The organism is Coleofasciculus sp. FACHB-1120 (assembly GCF_014698845.1).
Classification (GTDB): domain Bacteria; phylum Cyanobacteriota; class Cyanobacteriia; order Cyanobacteriales; family FACHB-T130; genus FACHB-T130.
The window spans coordinates 30,300-45,267 of sequence record NZ_JACJTV010000025.1; the positions used below are offsets into that span (position 1 = coordinate 30,300).

The 14,968-nt window shown below is 47.7% G+C and carries 14 protein-coding genes; 7 read left to right on the forward strand and 7 right to left on the reverse strand.

The window, feature by feature from the left end; translation table 11 throughout:
• The 4 genes from H6H02_RS19550 to rpmI all read right to left on the reverse strand — a co-directional run bounded on the left by H6H02_RS19550 (nucleotide 1) and on the right by rpmI (nucleotide 2,151).
• Nucleotides 1-528, reverse strand: coding sequence for a tetratricopeptide repeat protein (locus H6H02_RS19550; RefSeq protein ID WP_190820818.1), 528 nt, complete (start codon nucleotides 526-528; stop codon nucleotides 1-3).
• A 97-nt stretch (nucleotides 529-625) separates the two neighbouring features.
• Nucleotides 626-1,399, reverse strand: a complete 774-nt coding sequence (locus H6H02_RS19555; RefSeq protein ID WP_190820897.1) for a transporter substrate-binding domain-containing protein — start codon at nucleotides 1,397-1,399, stop codon at nucleotides 626-628.
• Between the two features lie 99 nt (nucleotides 1,400-1,498).
• Nucleotides 1,499-1,855, reverse strand: a complete 357-nt coding sequence (gene rplT, locus H6H02_RS19560; protein ID WP_190413799.1) for a 50S ribosomal protein L20 — start codon at nucleotides 1,853-1,855, stop codon at nucleotides 1,499-1,501.
• Between the two features lie 98 nt (nucleotides 1,856-1,953).
• Nucleotides 1,954-2,151, reverse strand: coding sequence for a 50S ribosomal protein L35 (gene rpmI, locus H6H02_RS19565; RefSeq protein ID WP_190413800.1), 198 nt, complete (start codon nucleotides 2,149-2,151; stop codon nucleotides 1,954-1,956).
• Nucleotides 2,152-2,285: 134 nt separating this feature from the next.
• On the opposite strand from rpmI, the gene H6H02_RS19570 reads away from it, so the two are divergent.
• Nucleotides 2,286-2,726 carry a late competence development ComFB family protein gene (locus tag H6H02_RS19570; RefSeq protein WP_190820820.1) on the forward strand — a complete coding sequence of 147 codons (441 nt, stop codon included), beginning with the start codon at nucleotides 2,286-2,288 and terminating at the stop codon, nucleotides 2,724-2,726.
• Nucleotides 2,727-2,782: 56 nt separating this feature from the next.
• Here the strand turns inward: H6H02_RS19570 and galK are convergent, their stop codons facing one another.
• Both galK and H6H02_RS19580 read right to left on the reverse strand, forming a co-directional pair.
• Nucleotides 2,783-3,862, reverse strand: a complete 1,080-nt coding sequence (gene galK / locus H6H02_RS19575; protein ID WP_190820899.1) for a galactokinase — start codon at nucleotides 3,860-3,862, stop codon at nucleotides 2,783-2,785.
• A 184-nt stretch (nucleotides 3,863-4,046) separates the two neighbouring features.
• Nucleotides 4,047-4,520 carry a tryptophan-rich sensory protein gene (locus H6H02_RS19580; RefSeq protein WP_190820822.1) on the reverse strand — a complete coding sequence of 158 codons (474 nt, stop codon included), beginning with the start codon at nucleotides 4,518-4,520 and terminating at the stop codon, nucleotides 4,047-4,049.
• A gap of 682 nt (nucleotides 4,521-5,202) precedes the next feature.
• Between H6H02_RS19580 and H6H02_RS19585 the strand changes: the two genes are divergently transcribed.
• The 5 genes from H6H02_RS19585 to H6H02_RS19605 all read left to right on the forward strand — a co-directional run bounded on the left by H6H02_RS19585 (nucleotide 5,203) and on the right by H6H02_RS19605 (nucleotide 10,114).
• On the forward strand, nucleotides 5,203-5,847 hold the full coding sequence (locus tag H6H02_RS19585; RefSeq protein ID WP_190820824.1) for a PEP-CTERM sorting domain-containing protein: 645 nt from the start codon (nucleotides 5,203-5,205) through the stop codon (nucleotides 5,845-5,847).
• A 145-nt stretch (nucleotides 5,848-5,992) separates the two neighbouring features.
• Nucleotides 5,993-6,586 carry a PEP-CTERM sorting domain-containing protein gene (locus tag H6H02_RS19590; RefSeq protein ID WP_190820826.1) on the forward strand — a complete coding sequence of 198 codons (594 nt, stop codon included), beginning with the start codon at nucleotides 5,993-5,995 and terminating at the stop codon, nucleotides 6,584-6,586.
• Between the two features lie 135 nt (nucleotides 6,587-6,721).
• Nucleotides 6,722-8,005 (forward strand): choice-of-anchor tandem repeat NxxGxxAF-containing protein, encoded by a 1,284-nt coding sequence (locus tag H6H02_RS19595; protein ID WP_190820828.1) that lies wholly within the window; start codon nucleotides 6,722-6,724, stop codon nucleotides 8,003-8,005.
• Nucleotides 8,006-8,007: 2 nt separating this feature from the next.
• A complete protein-coding gene (locus H6H02_RS19600) occupies nucleotides 8,008-9,300 on the forward strand; it encodes a choice-of-anchor tandem repeat NxxGxxAF-containing protein (RefSeq protein ID WP_199329361.1) in 1,293 nt (430 codons plus the stop codon).
• A 157-nt stretch (nucleotides 9,301-9,457) separates the two neighbouring features.
• Complete coding sequence (locus tag H6H02_RS19605) at nucleotides 9,458-10,114, forward strand: PEP-CTERM sorting domain-containing protein (RefSeq protein ID WP_190820830.1); 657 nt, start codon at nucleotides 9,458-9,460, stop codon at nucleotides 10,112-10,114.
• Nucleotide 10,115: 1 nt separating this feature from the next.
• Here H6H02_RS19605 and H6H02_RS19610 read toward each other — a convergent pair whose 3' ends face one another.
• A complete protein-coding gene (locus H6H02_RS19610) occupies nucleotides 10,116-12,482 on the reverse strand; it encodes an ATP-dependent helicase (RefSeq protein ID WP_190820903.1) in 2,367 nt (788 codons plus the stop codon).
• A 231-nt stretch (nucleotides 12,483-12,713) separates the two neighbouring features.
• Here H6H02_RS19610 and H6H02_RS19615 point away from each other — a divergent pair, with 231 nt between their 5' ends.
• Nucleotides 12,714-14,534 (forward strand): glycosyltransferase family 39 protein, encoded by a 1,821-nt coding sequence (locus H6H02_RS19615; RefSeq protein WP_190820832.1) that lies wholly within the window; start codon nucleotides 12,714-12,716, stop codon nucleotides 14,532-14,534.
• Nucleotides 14,535-14,968: the final 434 nt, after the last annotated feature.

Below are 14,968 nucleotides of genomic sequence, written 5' to 3' on the forward strand. Positions count from 1 at the left end.
TTAAGTCGAGGGAACCAACCGTTTCCGCAAGGATTCGGCGCGTCGTTTGGCGGTGCCATTGTCAGGCTCGTGCTTCAGCGCTTCCTCATAGCTTTCCAACGCCTGAGCAGTTAACTTCTTCTTCTCGTAAACATGACCCAGATTATTGAGCGCCGTGACATAATCTGGAACTATCTTCAAAGCTTCTTTGTAGTTGCGAATTGCTACGTCGTACTGCTCTTGGGAGAAGTAAGCAAAGCCCAAAGCATTGTAGATAGGCGCGAGAGTTTCTTCGCCAGCATCCTCAGCTTTGAGAGCTTTTTGAAGCAGCGAGATCGCCTGCGTGTAAAGTTTTTTATCTAAATAGATGCTGCCGAGTTCGTAAAACTCCTGGGTTGTGCATTTGTCGTTTTGCAGCTTATTTTGCAGCCGGGAGAGGACACTTTCAACTTTGCGGGTTTTGAAAACCTGGCGCACAACTGCCCAACCGGCAACGGCAAGCAGTACCAGCAACAAGGAGAGATAAAAAATTGCCAGAGAGTTATCCATTGCCCTTCAAATACAGAGATTAATTTGCTTTCTCTATTCATTATGGGACGTGATTGCGGCAGAGGTGGATCGCCACAGATGCCCTAGCGGAAGTTTTCTAAAATCGGTTGGTATCGCTCTGGGGGAGTCCCCAATACTTAACCCGTTCTTGTAGCCAGCCTTCTCGCTTCCAACGCGCGATCGCATCATTTACCCGTTGCCGCAGTTGATTGTACTGCAACCCTTTGGGCATCACTACGGCTAGCGGTTCCCCTGATAAGCGTACCGGCAACAGTCGGTACTGGGGATATTCCTGCACCCAGCCGCTGAGAATGGTGGCATCGGCGGCGAAGGCATCGGCGTTACCCGATTCTAGGAGCGATCGCGCCTGTTCGTAGGAATCTACGCCAACTAGCTGAACTTGGGGGATAAGATAGCGCACCGTAGAAATCGTATCCGAGCCTTTCAGAACGGCGACTTTTCTCTGTTGCAGATCGTTAAGCCTTTGTAAGGATGCGTCCTGGGTAACTAAAGCGGTGCCGTCTAGGTAGTAAGGAATGCTGAAGTTAACCAAGCGATCGCGCGAAGCATTTTGTGTCACCCTCGCGATCGTCAGATCGACTGTTCCATCCACCACTACCGAGAGCCGATCTCGATTCGCCACCGGCTGCAACTTTACCGCATCGGGTTGATCTAGGAGTTCTGCTGCTAAACGCTGGGCAATGTCAATTTCTAGCCCTTGCAGTTTGCCTTCCCCATCCCGAAAAGCCAGGGGACGGACATTGTCTTTCACTGCAACAATTAGGTAGCCGCGCTCCACAATCTCTTGTAGCTCGGCAGCAACCGCTAAATTTGGCGATTTTATACTGGCAAAGAGCCAAAGAAAAAACATTCCCAGGCATTGCCTGGGAACGAGGCACGGCAACAGACGAGTGGCGAGCTTCATTCATCCCACCCTTCGGGAAGGACAAAGCCCTAGATGCTTCATCCTTTACCCTTGAGCCTGTGTAGCTAGTTGCAGCACCTTGTCAAAGCCGGCGGGATCGAGAACAGCCATCTGCGCCAGCATCTTGCGATTAATCTGGACATTCGCCTTTTTCAATTTGCCCATCAGCTGGCTATAGCTAATGCCGTGCTGACGTGCTGCGGCGTTGATGCGGGTAATCCAGAGGCTGCGGAAATCGCGCTTGCGCTTCTTGCGATCGCGGTAGGCGTTACGCAGCGCCTTCATGACCTGTTGATTGGCTGTCCGGAACAAAGTTGAGTGAGAACCTCGGAAGCCTTTGGCTAGTTTGAGAATTTTTTTGCGGCGTTTGCGAGCAACGTTACCGCGTTTTACCCGTGTCATGGCTAATTATGAGTTGTTATTGATCGGTGGTCAGCAGTCATTCGTCATTAGTCATTAGTAATTGACTAGAGACTCGTCATCGAAAGCAAATTGCTTCCTTACAAATAGGGCAGCATCAAGCGCACATTTTCTTCATCGCGTTCATGCACCAGAGCCATTTTAGAGATCCGCCGTTTCCGGTCAGAACTCTTGTGCTGTAGCAGGTGACTTTTGAAGGCTTTGCGGTGGACGATTTTGCCGCTGCCGGTGGCTCTAAAACGCTTTGCCGCTGCTTTACGGGTTTTCAGTTTAGGCATGAATGGTCTTTAATTCGACACAATCTATAAAGTTAGCACTATTTAGTCTAATTAGACAAGTTATGAATTTCAAATCTAAGGCAGAATCATAGCAGGTTTGCCGTTTTGAAATGCGATTGTCAGGGAGAGGCGCGATGAGTCTGGAAAAGCTCACGATAGAAACGATTGTTGAACAAGCTTTGCAGGATGGATATATGACGCCGACTCTAGCCCAAGAGATTGGCAGCATCTGCGAAATTTCGGAAATTTCTGTTGACGACTACATTGCTTTAGATCGTTTATTCGGGCAACTTTTAACCGATGAAGCGATCGCGATTCCCGGAAAACAGTTCATCAATGTGATGGAAGCATTGGTGCTAATAGAAGCGAGTGTGCAGGTGCTAAAAATGGAAGTAACCAACCCTTGCCTTCTGGATCTGGGAGAGATTGCTGCTTATGCGCTCAATCGACTGCCACCCCTCTATGCCACCACTGAGGAAGGCGCTAGCTTTCAGCGTCAGCGTGGCAAGGAGGAACTTCGAGCGTTAATTACCCAGAAAGTTCAAGAAGCGATCGCGTGCAAGCCGATGCCCTAATGATTCGGCTGCTCGCCCTTCCCCTGAGTGTATAAAGTGTATAACCCTGCTAAGTCTTACTGAACCAGAATCCGTCCGGTGTAACCCGATCCGTTGTAGCGTTGAAGTACATTTTGAGCGATCACTTCCGCGTTCCCAGCCTCCACCAAAGCAACGCAAGCGCCCCCAAAACCAGCACCCGTCAAGCGTGCGCCGAATACACCACGGGTTTCTTGCAATATCCTCACCAGCGTATCCAACGCCGGGACGGAAACTTCGTAATCGTCCCGCAAACTGGCATGAGAAGCATTCATTAACTCCCCAAAGCGCTCCGCAGAGACTCCCTGTATCGCCTCCAGCACCCGGTTATCCTCTGTAACCACATGAAGAGCGCGACGCCGCAGCGGCTCCGGTAAAGACTCTACAGCTTGCGGATCGGTGATATCTCTGAGCGCCTTCACTCCCAACAACCGCGCTGCTTCCTCACAATCAGCGCGTCGCTGGTTGTAGCCACTTGCCGCCAGGGTACGAGGCACGCCGCTATCGATTACCACAATTTCTGCTCCCTTTGGGAAAGGAAGAACTTGACGTTCCAGCGTGCGCGTGTCCAGAAACAGCATCGAATCGGTGTCAGCAAGGCTCGACGCCATCTGATCCATAATTCCGCATTGCACGCCAGCATAGTGAATTTCTGCCTGCTGGGCGAGTTGGGCGATTTGCACATCATCGAGAGTTAGTGAAAGTAGCGATGGCTTCGCCTCGGCTAACTTACGCAATGCTCTGAGAGTCGCCACTTCCAGCGCCGCACTGCTAGACAAACCCGAACCAATAGGAACGGAGGATGTAACGTACACATTAACCGGCGGGATGGTATTACCTTGCTGCTCTAAAAGTCGGATACACCCAACTATATAACTTGCGAAACTAGATGGCGTATGAGTGCTTTCTAAAACGTCTACTTTTTCGTCGAGTTCCGCAGAGTAAAAGTGGTGCTGTTCATCTTTGCTAAATCCCAATTGTACCGTCGTTTTTTGGGGGATAGCTGTTGGGAGGACAAACCCATCGTTATAGTCAGTGTGTTCGCCTAGTAGGTTTACCCGTCCTGGTGCGCTGGCTTCGATTTCTGGTTCTGTACCGAATACTTGTTGAAAATTCATCATGGTTTGTTGAGAGAAAGTACCTGGTGATGTTTACAATCGCAACTTCTACCCCCCTTCTGTGGAAGGGGGGTAGAAGTTGCGAGAGCTTGTATCAAACGAAGTCTGTTTTCGCTGACTGTCGAGAGGCAAAATTTCGGGTCTTTACAAATAGATTTCAAACCGGCTTAGAAGCCTTTCCTAACTATATAGACTCAGGATTCAGTTGAATCATCTCCCAAGTCGTATAGGTTCCAACCGGACTCCAAAGCACATAAGGGAGTAATAAAAGAGCCGCTAATCCAGAAATCGGTAATACAACCAATGCCAAAAGAACTCCTAAAATAACGCCCGAACCTCCTAATACCGTACCGACTGTAAGGCTGCGGAGTCTGAGCGTGGTAGGAATGTAAGCAACTGTGACAATTTCCAAGAGTAGATAAAGTGCCATTAATAAACAAGTTTTCAGGCTACCTGGATCTTGTTCCCAAATTATGGTTGCTGATAAAGCTCCGCCTGCAAAAACAATCGTCCAGATAAACGGAATCAGAGGCTCAAAAACAAGCCAACTAGGTCGGGTCAAGTTTTTGACCCATTGAGTATCGCGCGGTCTAAACAAGAGACTTCCTAGCGCAACGAATAAGGTCACGCCCCCAATAATCATCATTGAATTGATCATTCTTTTACCCTCTGCGATCGCCTAGCGTGCCAAATGGTTTATCGCTATACTTGCGCTCCCGAGCGAGCTGAAGCAACCTGTACAAATCGATCGTGTCAATTTCAAGAATGACTTTAATCAGTCTTTGGTGTGAGAGTGTGGGCAGTTTTGACTGTTATCGGCTTCATAGCACACTTTATCTATCAAAAGATAGATTCAAAAAATCAATCCATTCTACGTCTAGAACTTACAGTTTTTCCTACTATTTCTGTGGTAGTAGATGAATCTCAAAAAGAAGGAAATTTAAATAAAACATTCATTATGCATCTACCTTAAGCCTGACTTGTTTTATCTAAACCAAAACTTCATATAGTCTCAGTAGAACCACTTAAAGCTAGACTGACCGAATCATCAGGGCTTTAGCGGTTTTCTCGGTTTCCTGGCTCTTCAAAGTTTATTGTTTTGATAAAGATTCAGTATAACTACTATCATTTTCGTAAAAAAAATGTGAAGCTTTCATGAAAGGCGAAAATACTGTAAAACTCAGGCGATCGCCAGATTACTAGCCTAAATAATTTCCGCAAATATTTATCGCTCCTGTTGAGCGCCAAAGATACACAGTTGCTCTTGGTAGGACAATCGTGGCGATCGCTCTTTGTGAAATTCCAACTATCAATATTCAGGTTTACGGAGGGTTATTTTTATGTCTACTTCAACAATGTGGAAGAAATTGTCAATGGCTGTTAGTGCAGCCTTTTTGGCTCTGGGAACAGTTAATTTAGCTCCGGCGAACGCCATAACATTTAACTTTCAAGGGGATGTTGCTATCGACGGAGCGATAAACTCACTCGAAGGCAGCTACACCGTCGCCGATGATCTCCTCGAATTCTTAGTTAGCGATGTACGAATACAAGATCCTTACCTACAGGTAGAGAATCCTCTCGAATTTTTTTCCTTGAGCGTGAATGGCAATAACGTCTTTAGTGGCAAGCCATCAAACTCATCTTTAACATCTTTGATTCCGGTAAATGGAGTCTTTTCTTTCAGAGAGCTTTTAAGGCTAGATGTTCAGGATGACTTTTTTGTCCTTCGGCTAAGTGTAGCAACCGCTGATAATGGGCCAGATGAACCTGTTGCTCAGTGTTTAGTTAAAGAATGTCAAGGATTTACGATTTTTGGCTTTGGAAGTGGAAGCCTTCCAGGCGTTCTCGGAGATGGATTTGTTTCCCATAAACCCGTGAATGTCGCAGAACCCGTACCAGAACCAACGGTAGCGATCGCGCTTGGTCTGATAGGCGCTTCCATGCTAATCCGCAAAAGAAAATTATCGTCCTCGTCACACGCCTAAACTAGATTTCAATTATCAATATTTGCCAGAATCAACTGCTTTGCAACAGTCTGCGATTACTCAAGTTTTGGCAGATTGATGGCGATTCCTTAAGCAGTAAACAGCACCGATTTTATCAACCTTTAGCTTTACCGAGGATGATTTTATGTCTACTTCAACAATGTGGAATAAATTGTCAATGACTGTTATTGCAGCCTTTGTTTCTCTGGGGACAGTTAATTTGTCTCCCGCAAATGCAATAACATTCAATTTTCAAGGAGAGTTTGAAGATGGAAGAACAATTGAAGGGAGCTACGGCATAAACGAGGATATCTTTGAAGAGGTTGCAACAACACCACCTTTTTCTACTGACCTTGACGTTGTTTTAGACTTTTTCTCGTTAACGGTAGACGGTATCAACATCTTTAATGGTGTTCCGGAAATTGCAAGACTCAATAACAATATAGTGCTGAATGGAAGCCCCTTAGTTTTTAGAGATGTGTATTTATCAGTGCCTCAATTGCAGTTCACTTTAGGCTTAGATGTGCCTGCTGAGTCTTGCCTTTTGGGTGAGTGTATGGGTGTATTGGCATATTTCAAAGATATTCCTACTGATAGTATTCCATATGCTGATGTCATTCAGAAACCTGTGAATGATGTCGAACCCGTACCAGAACCAACGGCAGCGATCGCATTAGGTGTGATAGGCGCTTCTATGCTAATCCGCAAAAGAAAATTATCGTCCTCGTCACAAGCCTAAACTAGCTCCCAATTAGCAATATTTGCCAGAATCAATTGCCTAACTCAATCCTGCACATTCTGGCAAATTTTTGGTAGTTGCAAAACAAGTAATTCCTCTTGTCGCTAGTCACTCCATTTCAAAAGAGAAATAGCTATGAAATTACACTTGAGCATTCCCACAGTATTGATGGGCTTTTCCCTCAGCCTCTTAACAACTGGAGAAGCACACGCTGCCAGCTTCAACTTTACGAAAATTGCGGATACCAATGGCTCCTTCAGCTCTTTCTTTGATGCTCCCGCCATCAATAATCAAGGAACTGTTGCCTTCAGAACTAGCGAAGGAATTTTTACTGGAAATGGAGAAACAATTACTACCATTTCCAACACCAGCGTCTCCCCGGTATTCCCAATTATCGCCTCTAGCGATCTCTCTATCAACGATGAAGGAACCGTTGCCTTTATTGCCGATTTAGAGACAATAATACTTCCCCCACCAGCTGACTTTGTGATATTCAGGAAAGGCATTTTTACAAGCAACGGAACCACAACAAACACTATTAGGAATGATTTTGTAACATCTGGACGTAGCGGCATTACCATCGATTCTCCATCGCTCAATAATCAAGGAACTGTCAGCTTCTCATATAGCTTTCAAGGGTACGGGTTCGAGGAGACAGCTTTCAGCACAGTTGTGACAAGTAATGGAACCACAACCACCTTCATCGCCAGTGGTGAAGCTCCTAATTTCGATGGTGGCACTCTCGGTCGTTCCGTCGAGTCCAACTCGCTCAATAATCAAGGAATCGTCGCTTTCAGAAGAGGTTTAATTGGGGGAGGTAGTGGAATTTTCACAGGCAACGGCACCACAACGACTACGATTGCCGATACTAGCGGCATCTTTAGCAACCTTGGTCCTGGCTCGATCAATGATGCCGGAACAGTCGCCTTCAACGCTGACTTAGATGCCGGGGGAGAAGGCATCTTTACAGGTAACGGCACCACAGCGACTACCATTGCCGATACAAGTGGCATCTTTAGCAACTTTGGTGCTGCCTCTATCAACAATGCAGGAATCGTCGCCTTTTTAGCGGGTCTGGATGCGGGAGGGACAGGTATCTTTACTGGCTCCAATTCTTTAACTAATAAAGTTATCGCCACTGGTGATACCCTGTTTGGTTCCACCGTAACGTCCCTTGGCTTTTTCCGGGAAGGATTCAATAATCCCGGTCAGCTGGCGTTTTTTGCCAGCCTTGCTAATGGCACTACTGGCATTTTCCGTGCCGATCATCAGGGAGTGCCTGGGGAACCTCCAAAGGATGTTCCCGAACCTGCTTCCGGCTTGGGTTTACTCGCATTGGGTGCTTTGGGTGCTGGTTCAATGATGCAGCGTAAACAGAAACAGCAGACTAATACTCAAGCAGTTGTAGGAAAGAAATAGCCGTGAAATTCCACTTCAGCATTCCCACCGCATTGATGGGCTTGTGCCTCAGCTTCTTGGCAGCAGGAGAAGCACAATCTGCCAGCTTCACCTTTACGAAAATTGCAGATACAAGCGATCGCTTCAGTTCCTTTCTGTCATCTCCCGCCTTAAATAATGCTGGAACCGCTGCATTTTTGGCTGGACTAAATACAGGAGGCATAGGTATTTTCACGGGTAATGGCTCTACAATTACCACGATTGCCAACACCAATAATTTTTTTAGTAGCTTTCGTACTCCTCTCTCCATTAATGATGGAGGAACCGTCGCCTTCAGCGCTGTCCTAGCTGCGGAGGTAGCCACAGGTATTTTCACGGGAAACGGAACAACAACGCCCACTCCTGTCGCCCTTGCTTTCCCGCAATCCGGCTCGAATGATGTTGAGTCACCCTGGATTGATGATGACGTTATTGTAGCGAAGGACTACTTTAGTGATTTTTATTCGCCCTCGATTAATAATGCAGGAGTTGTAGCTTTTATAGAGACACTCTACCGGGGACAGGGTATTGTCACCAGCCAGGGAAAAGTTATCGATACTACCTTTTATGGCAGCGTCAATTCTCCAATTATCAATGATAAAGGAACTGTAGCCTATAGAGTTCAAAGCGGGGGTCCTAGCACGCAAATTATCACGAGCAACGGCACCACAACGACCCTTGTTGCCAGCATTGGAAATAATTATCCTGAGGATTCTGCCTTTGGTTCCCCTGCCCTCAATAATGTAGGAACTGTTGCCTTTTATGCTCCTCCGGCTATTGATATAAGCAATGATTGGTATACTCCGCCAGTGCCATTTGTAGGAGGAAAAAATGAAGCTCTGTTCGCTAGCAACAGCATAACAACGACCTTAATTGCAGACACGAGCGGCTCCTTTAACGGCTTTCTTGGCGTTCCCTCAATTAATGATGTGGGAACCATTGCCTTTTTTACTAAACTGGATGCAGGAGGGACAGGGATCTTCACTGGAGCCGATCCGCTAAAAGATAAGGTAATTACTACTGGTAATACTCTATTTGGTTCCACAGTGGAAAGCCTTGGTTTTTCCAGAGAGGGATTAAATAATGCCGGTCAGGTAGCGTTTTTTGCCAGACTTGCGGATGGTACCAGTGGCATTTTCCGCGCCGATCCCGGAGTGTCTAGCGAACCTCCAAAGGATGTTCCCGAACCCGCTTCCGGCTTGGGTTTACTTGCATTGGGTGCTTTGGGTGCTGGTTCAATGATGCAGCGTAAACAGAAACAGCAGATCAACGACTAATTATAGATAGCGATCGCATTGCACTTTCATCAAGTTATAACTTTTGCACTTTCATCAACTTATAACTTTTGGAAAAATGATTCGTATGGCTACCTTAAGAAAAACATTTTCAGCCTTAACCTTCAGCACAATCTGCTCAGTTTCTTTATCTACGCTGATGGCACCTAGAAGCATACAAGCTGCCACATTGACCACATTGACTTTTAATGAACTACCCACTCAACCAGTAGATGATTTAAGTTTTAAGGGAGTCACCTTTGATTTCAAAGTAGATGGAATAGACTCAACTGCTGCCACCTACAATGTTGTAAGAACTTTGGATCTATCAGAAATAGCAGGTCGCCCACCAGGAACTATACTCTATAACTTAGATTTATCACCCCCCGTTTTAGCAACCAATGCCCCTGGTATCCTTACACTTGACTTCACCATGCCGACGGCAGAACTCATGTTCGACGTGGCAAGTTTAGTGAATTTTCAATTTCAGCCTATGCCTACATTTACTATTGAACTCTTTAATGAGGCGTTAAGTTCTATTAGCATCCAGCAAGTGCTTCTGGATGAAGACATAATCGACGTGTTTCCCTCTCCGGTAAGAGAGGCTGTTGTGGGTAAAACTTTTGCATACAACGGAACTTCAGTAAAACGGGCAGTTATAGATTTCAGCAACACAGGTTCAGTTGGATTTGACAACTTGACTTATCAAGCTGCTACTCAAACCGCTTCGGTTCCCGAACCCGGTTCTGGATTGGGTTTACTGGCATTGGGTGCTTTGGGTGCAACTTCACGACTTAAGCGCAAACAGAAAAAGTAAACTAACTCGGCATCCTAGACAAAGCAACCACCGATTTAGGAAAGCGACTCTTCAACGCGGGTATCACCGGACACGGTTTTTTCTCCTGTAAATTGTCTTGATTATTCCAGTTGAAGGTATTCCAGCGAAAAGGTCCCTTTTGAGCAGCTGCCATCCAGAGTAGGCGCTTCGCCCGTGTCATCGCCACGTAGAGGAGGCGGAATTCCTCTGCATTTTTGAGTTGTCCCGCTTGTTCCCAGGCTGCGGGTGCTGGGGGTAAGGGATATTGACCGTGAAGACTGGCGCGAATCTGTGCCCTAGCGACCTCTGCTAGGGTAAAATCGCCCAGAAATTGGGCAGCAGTGGGCACCCAAGGACTGCCGGGAATGCTATCTTCGTGCAAAAACGGCATAAAGACATAATCCCAGTCCAGTCCCTTGGCTTTGTGCATGGTGATGATGGTGAGTTGACCGGCGCGGACATAGCGGGCGTCTGTGTCCTCAGTTTCTACGGGTTCAAAGCGCTCGGAATTCACAATTTCGCTTAAGACTTCCAGAGTGGAACTCATAGAACTGTTGCCGTAGGTTTGTTGGGCGATACGTTCGGCTAATTTATCCGCTGTGGCGAGTTCGGACGGGTCGTATTTTAAGGTGAGAGCGAGAAAGGTCGGCAATTGGTAGTGGGGCAGTTCCAAGCGGGCGCGAAGCAAACTGCGACAGTACCGCGCCGCCTGATGCACGGGCGGCGTTTGGGGAGGATCGAGCGGCCCGGGATAGAGAAATTGCTCTGGAAAAGTGGCGAGGGCGTTGAGGTCTTGGGTGGGAATCAGCTGACGCTGTACGAGTACCTCTAGTGCGGCTTTTATGTAGTCGGGGGAGTGGGGACGATCGAGAAATTGTAAGAGGGCGAGGATTTCGGTGGGGACGTTAGAGTGGCGATCGCTCTGGGAAACATCGTACACCTGAATTTTGTGCTGAGCTTGCAGATAACTCAGCCTTTCAGCCACAAATCGGGCTTGCCGATTTTCCCGCACCAAAACCGCCGCCCGACCTTTGGGATTTTTCTCAAATAATTCGATCGTCCGTTCTCCGATCAGCTGGACGGTATGGTAAATGTCGCGGGGGGTATAGATTTCCAATCCTCGACCCGTTGGTTCGGGGTTGGCGTCAGATTGGGGATCTCCTGAGTCAACGGGATGAATCGTTTGGGGACGAAAGGGAAGTTCAGTTGGGTTTTGGGAGGATTTTGACGCGGTAAGCGGACTTGTGCCCCTACGGTCGGGTTTGCCTCCATAGGTGTGATTCACCCACTCCAGGACGAAGTTCGCGGCATCAACAATGGTTTGACTACTTCGACCCGCGCGATCCATCGTTGCCAACCGTTCCTGGGCTTCGCAGGCTTCGCAGAAGCGACGGAAGTAAATCGGATCGGCAGGGGTGAAAGTGGAGTTAATCGCCTGGTTGGGGTCTCCCACGCGCACCAAGTTGAGGGCTGGGGAATTGCTGGCGGGTGGAGCGGCGAGAATTTCTAAAAGTCGGCTTTGGAGGGGGCTAGAGTCTTGGGCTTCATCTTCAAAGACGGCAAAGACTTGATTTTGCCAAAGTTGGCGGGCGCTTTCGTTTTGCAGCACCCGCAGGGCACCGAGAATCATTTCGTCGTAGTCGATCAAGTCGCGCGATCGCAATAAAGCTTGATATTGCTCGTACAACCCAGCAGCTACACTCAAAATTCCATAATCATCCGGCGTCTGTCTTGCTAGTTCCCACAAATTCTCCGGCAACAATCCAGAGCTTTTTGCTTCGTGAATGACTGTGTTAGCAAGACTGGGCAACACTTCGGTACGTAAGACTGCCTGACGGCGCAACCGCTCGGTTTCTTCCCCATCAAATTGCAATCCCTCCAGCAGCGTGGAGTAGCGCTGAGGATTGTGAGAAATCCATCGCTCTACGCAGTCCCGAATTAAGCGGTGACTTTGGTTCGGAGAAACCAAAGTTACCGTTTCCAAATTCAAACCCGATAGCTCTGGATGGCGGGTAGCAATATTCAGTGCCAAACCGTGTAACGTATGGACAACAAAGCCAGTTTGCGGTAGTCGCAAATCCTCCCGCAGGCACTGCCGAATCTTGGCTTTAATATTTGCCGCAGCCGAGCGAGTAAAGGTGACAACGACTAAATAGCGTCGAGTATGCAATTGGTAACGAGCGATCGCTAAAGCCGCCGCCACTGCCATCCCGGTCGATTTACCCGCACCGGGTACGGCAGACACCGCCAAAGGGCCACCTCGCCAGTCAGCCATGCTTTGCTGCCCCGCTCGCAACCCATTGCGGAGTCGCTGCATTGCCTGTTCGCGCACTGCTGCTAGCGACACCTGAGCCAAATCCGGCACCATTTGGGCTGCTGTACCATCTGGGTGAATAAGATTATCGTCATTCATGGCTAATGGCTTGTGAGAGTTTTGAGTTGTAGAGTCGCGGTTTGTCGCGTCTAAGGTTTAAGTTTTGAGGTTTGAGTTGTAAAGTCGCGGTTTATCGCGTTTGAGGTTTGAGTTCCAAGAGAATTTTTTAGTTCAAAATTTAACACTTAAAACTTTTTACTAATTAGCAGCTAACAACAGAAAAACATGAATCGCCTAAAGTTCTTTCTACATTATTTAGCGCTAGCTGGGGTAATTGTCTTGGGCGCTGCTTTGCGGTTTTGGCATCTTGACCTGAAACCGCTGTGGCTAGATGAGGTGATTACAGGGTTATTTAGTTTGGGACGGACTTACAATGATGTCCCGCTCGACATAGTTTTTCCCCTATCAACCTTAAAGCAAATTTTTACCCTGAAGCCAGACGTTAGCTGTGCTGAAATTGCTCATACACTTGCAACTCAGTCTACCCATCCTCCCCTATTTTTTTGTCTGATGCACGGCTGGCTAAAATTACTCAGCCATGAGTACGGACACGGCGCTACCGTCCCCCTACTTCTCAGCACGGACTTGCGATCGCTCCCTGCAATTTTCGGAGTCGGCGCGATCGCGGCAATTTACTGGCTGGGTCGCATCGCCTTCTTCCCCGCTGTCGGTTTGATGACCGCCGCAATCATGGCGGTTTCCCCTTTTGGCGTCTACCTCTCCCAAGAAGCACGGCACTACACCCTCCCGGTGCTGTTGATTACCTTGGCACTGGTAGGATTCATTCAAATTCAGCAAGACCTGGAAAAAAATCGGCAGACGGGATGGCGCGTTTGGCTTGGCTGGGGAGTTGTCAACAGTATTGCCTTCTACGTCCACTACTTTTTTGTCTTGGCTTTCGTGGCGCAGCTGGTGACGCTCCTGACGATATTTTACTGGCGGCGGCGATCGCTCAAAATTCACACCTGGGTTGGGCTGAGTCTGACAATTTTGGGGATTGTACTCAGCTTTCTGCCTTGGTTGCCGGTACTACTGGGACATTCTGGACGTTCCGAAACCAGTTGGCTTCCGTCTCCTCATAATGTTGCTCCTTTATACCAAACTTTGGTCGGTTGGCTGCTGATGGCGATCGCCCTACCCGTAGAAAGTCAGCCTTTATGGATTGCGATTCCATCGGGGCTGTTGATGCTTCTGTTTGGCTGTTGGCTGGGATGGCAAATTTATAATTTTTTCAAGGGAAAGACGCAATTAACCGCCTCTGGAGGACGCACGCAGGTAAATCCAAGTCGTTTTAAGCCCCTCTCCTACTCAGCAATTTTCACCTTGGGTAGTTTCACCCTTTGCGTGCTGCTGCAATTCTTAGCCATTGTCTACCTGCTAGACAAAGACATCACCATTGCCCCCCGCTATCACTTTGTCTATTACCCAGCTTTGTGCGCCCTTTTGGGAGCTATGCTGACAATTGGGAATGCGGCAAAAGAATTGCCGACTGAAAATGCCCAAGAAAATTTTGATGGAAATGCACGAACTCAGCACAAAAGGCAAGATCGATACTTACTCCTGAGTCCTCAGTCCTCAGTTGTACTGCTAGTTTCCCTTCTCAGCAGTGTCTTTGTTGTTTCTAACCTGGCATTCTTAAAGCCCTTTAACCCCTTGCAAGTCTCCCACCACATGAACTTAGAACCCACCGTTCCCCTCATGGTTGTGGTGGGATACCACGATTCCCAGGATGTCGCTTTGGGATTAAGCTTTGCCCTGGCAGTCGAAAAAATTCGGGCACCCCGCATCGGTGATTTTGAGCCGGAGGACGAGAAAGCCTACTTTGCTTTCTTAAACGCGAAACCTACTTATGATGCCCTTTGGCAAAATCTCTCGGCTATCCAAACTCCATTGGAATCGCCGCTGAACTTGTGGGTGGTTGCCCCTGGACTCAAGCGGGTCGATTATCCCCAGTCTTTGGCACTTGCCGAGCCAACGAGTTGTACGATTGACTCTACTCAGCACTACCGAATCGGGGTTCCTTATCAGCTATATCGGTGTCGTTAGCCAGTTTTGAGTTTTGAGTTTAGGAGTTACGAACCAGGAACGGAAAAATGAACTGCGTAAGTGTTGCGAAGCGCGATCTCAATCCTAAATGATTCATGAAATCTTGGCTCTCTCTTCTTACTCTTCCTAATGGGACTTAGGCAAAAACCACGGCGAAAATGGCTTAAAACCTAAACAGAGAAAGACTTTCAGCTCGAATATGCATAAATCCAGTGTTTACAAGGGTTTCAGGCGTTTTTATGTCATCGACGTCTTTCCCTTGCCTGGAAAGCTTTTCAGCCTTTTTAGAGCCTTGAAATTTGTTTAAGTCCCGCTAAGCGCTTCGCGCAGGCTACGCCAACGCGCTCTATAGCGCTAACGCGCATGGCTTCGCTAGTGCGTCTTCGCGGTTCCTAAAAAAAATTTACAACTCAAATAGGACTGCTATATCTTCG

What these genes read in the sequence shown, in the direction of transcription:
- H6H02_RS19585 (WP_190820824.1), top strand. Translation starts at nt 5,203, where the DNA reads ATGTCTACTTCAACAATGTGGAAGAAATTGTCAATGGCTGTTAGTGCA.
- H6H02_RS19610 (WP_190820903.1), bottom strand. Translation starts at nt 12,482, where the DNA reads ATGGTGCCGGATTTGGCTCAGGTGTCGCTAGCAGCAGTGCGCGAACAG.
- H6H02_RS19595 (WP_190820828.1), top strand. Translation starts at nt 6,722, where the DNA reads ATGAAATTACACTTGAGCATTCCCACAGTATTGATGGGCTTTTCCCTC.
- H6H02_RS19615 (WP_190820832.1), top strand. Translation starts at nt 12,714, where the DNA reads ATGAATCGCCTAAAGTTCTTTCTACATTATTTAGCGCTAGCTGGGGTA.
- rpmI (WP_190413800.1), bottom strand. Translation starts at nt 2,151, where the DNA reads ATGCCTAAACTGAAAACCCGTAAAGCAGCGGCAAAGCGTTTTAGAGCC.
- rplT (WP_190413799.1), bottom strand. Translation starts at nt 1,855, where the DNA reads ATGACACGGGTAAAACGCGGTAACGTTGCTCGCAAACGCCGCAAAAAA.
- H6H02_RS19590 (WP_190820826.1), top strand. Translation starts at nt 5,993, where the DNA reads ATGTCTACTTCAACAATGTGGAATAAATTGTCAATGACTGTTATTGCA.
- H6H02_RS19580 (WP_190820822.1), bottom strand. Translation starts at nt 4,520, where the DNA reads ATGATCAATTCAATGATGATTATTGGGGGCGTGACCTTATTCGTTGCG.
- H6H02_RS19605 (WP_190820830.1), top strand. Translation starts at nt 9,458, where the DNA reads ATGGCACCTAGAAGCATACAAGCTGCCACATTGACCACATTGACTTTT.
- galK (WP_190820899.1), bottom strand. Translation starts at nt 3,862, where the DNA reads ATGAATTTTCAACAAGTATTCGGTACAGAACCAGAAATCGAAGCCAGC.
- H6H02_RS19570 (WP_190820820.1), top strand. Translation starts at nt 2,286, where the DNA reads ATGAGTCTGGAAAAGCTCACGATAGAAACGATTGTTGAACAAGCTTTG.
- H6H02_RS19550 (WP_190820818.1), bottom strand. Translation starts at nt 528, where the DNA reads ATGGATAACTCTCTGGCAATTTTTTATCTCTCCTTGTTGCTGGTACTG.
- H6H02_RS19555 (WP_190820897.1), bottom strand. Translation starts at nt 1,399, where the DNA reads ATGTTTTTTCTTTGGCTCTTTGCCAGTATAAAATCGCCAAATTTAGCG.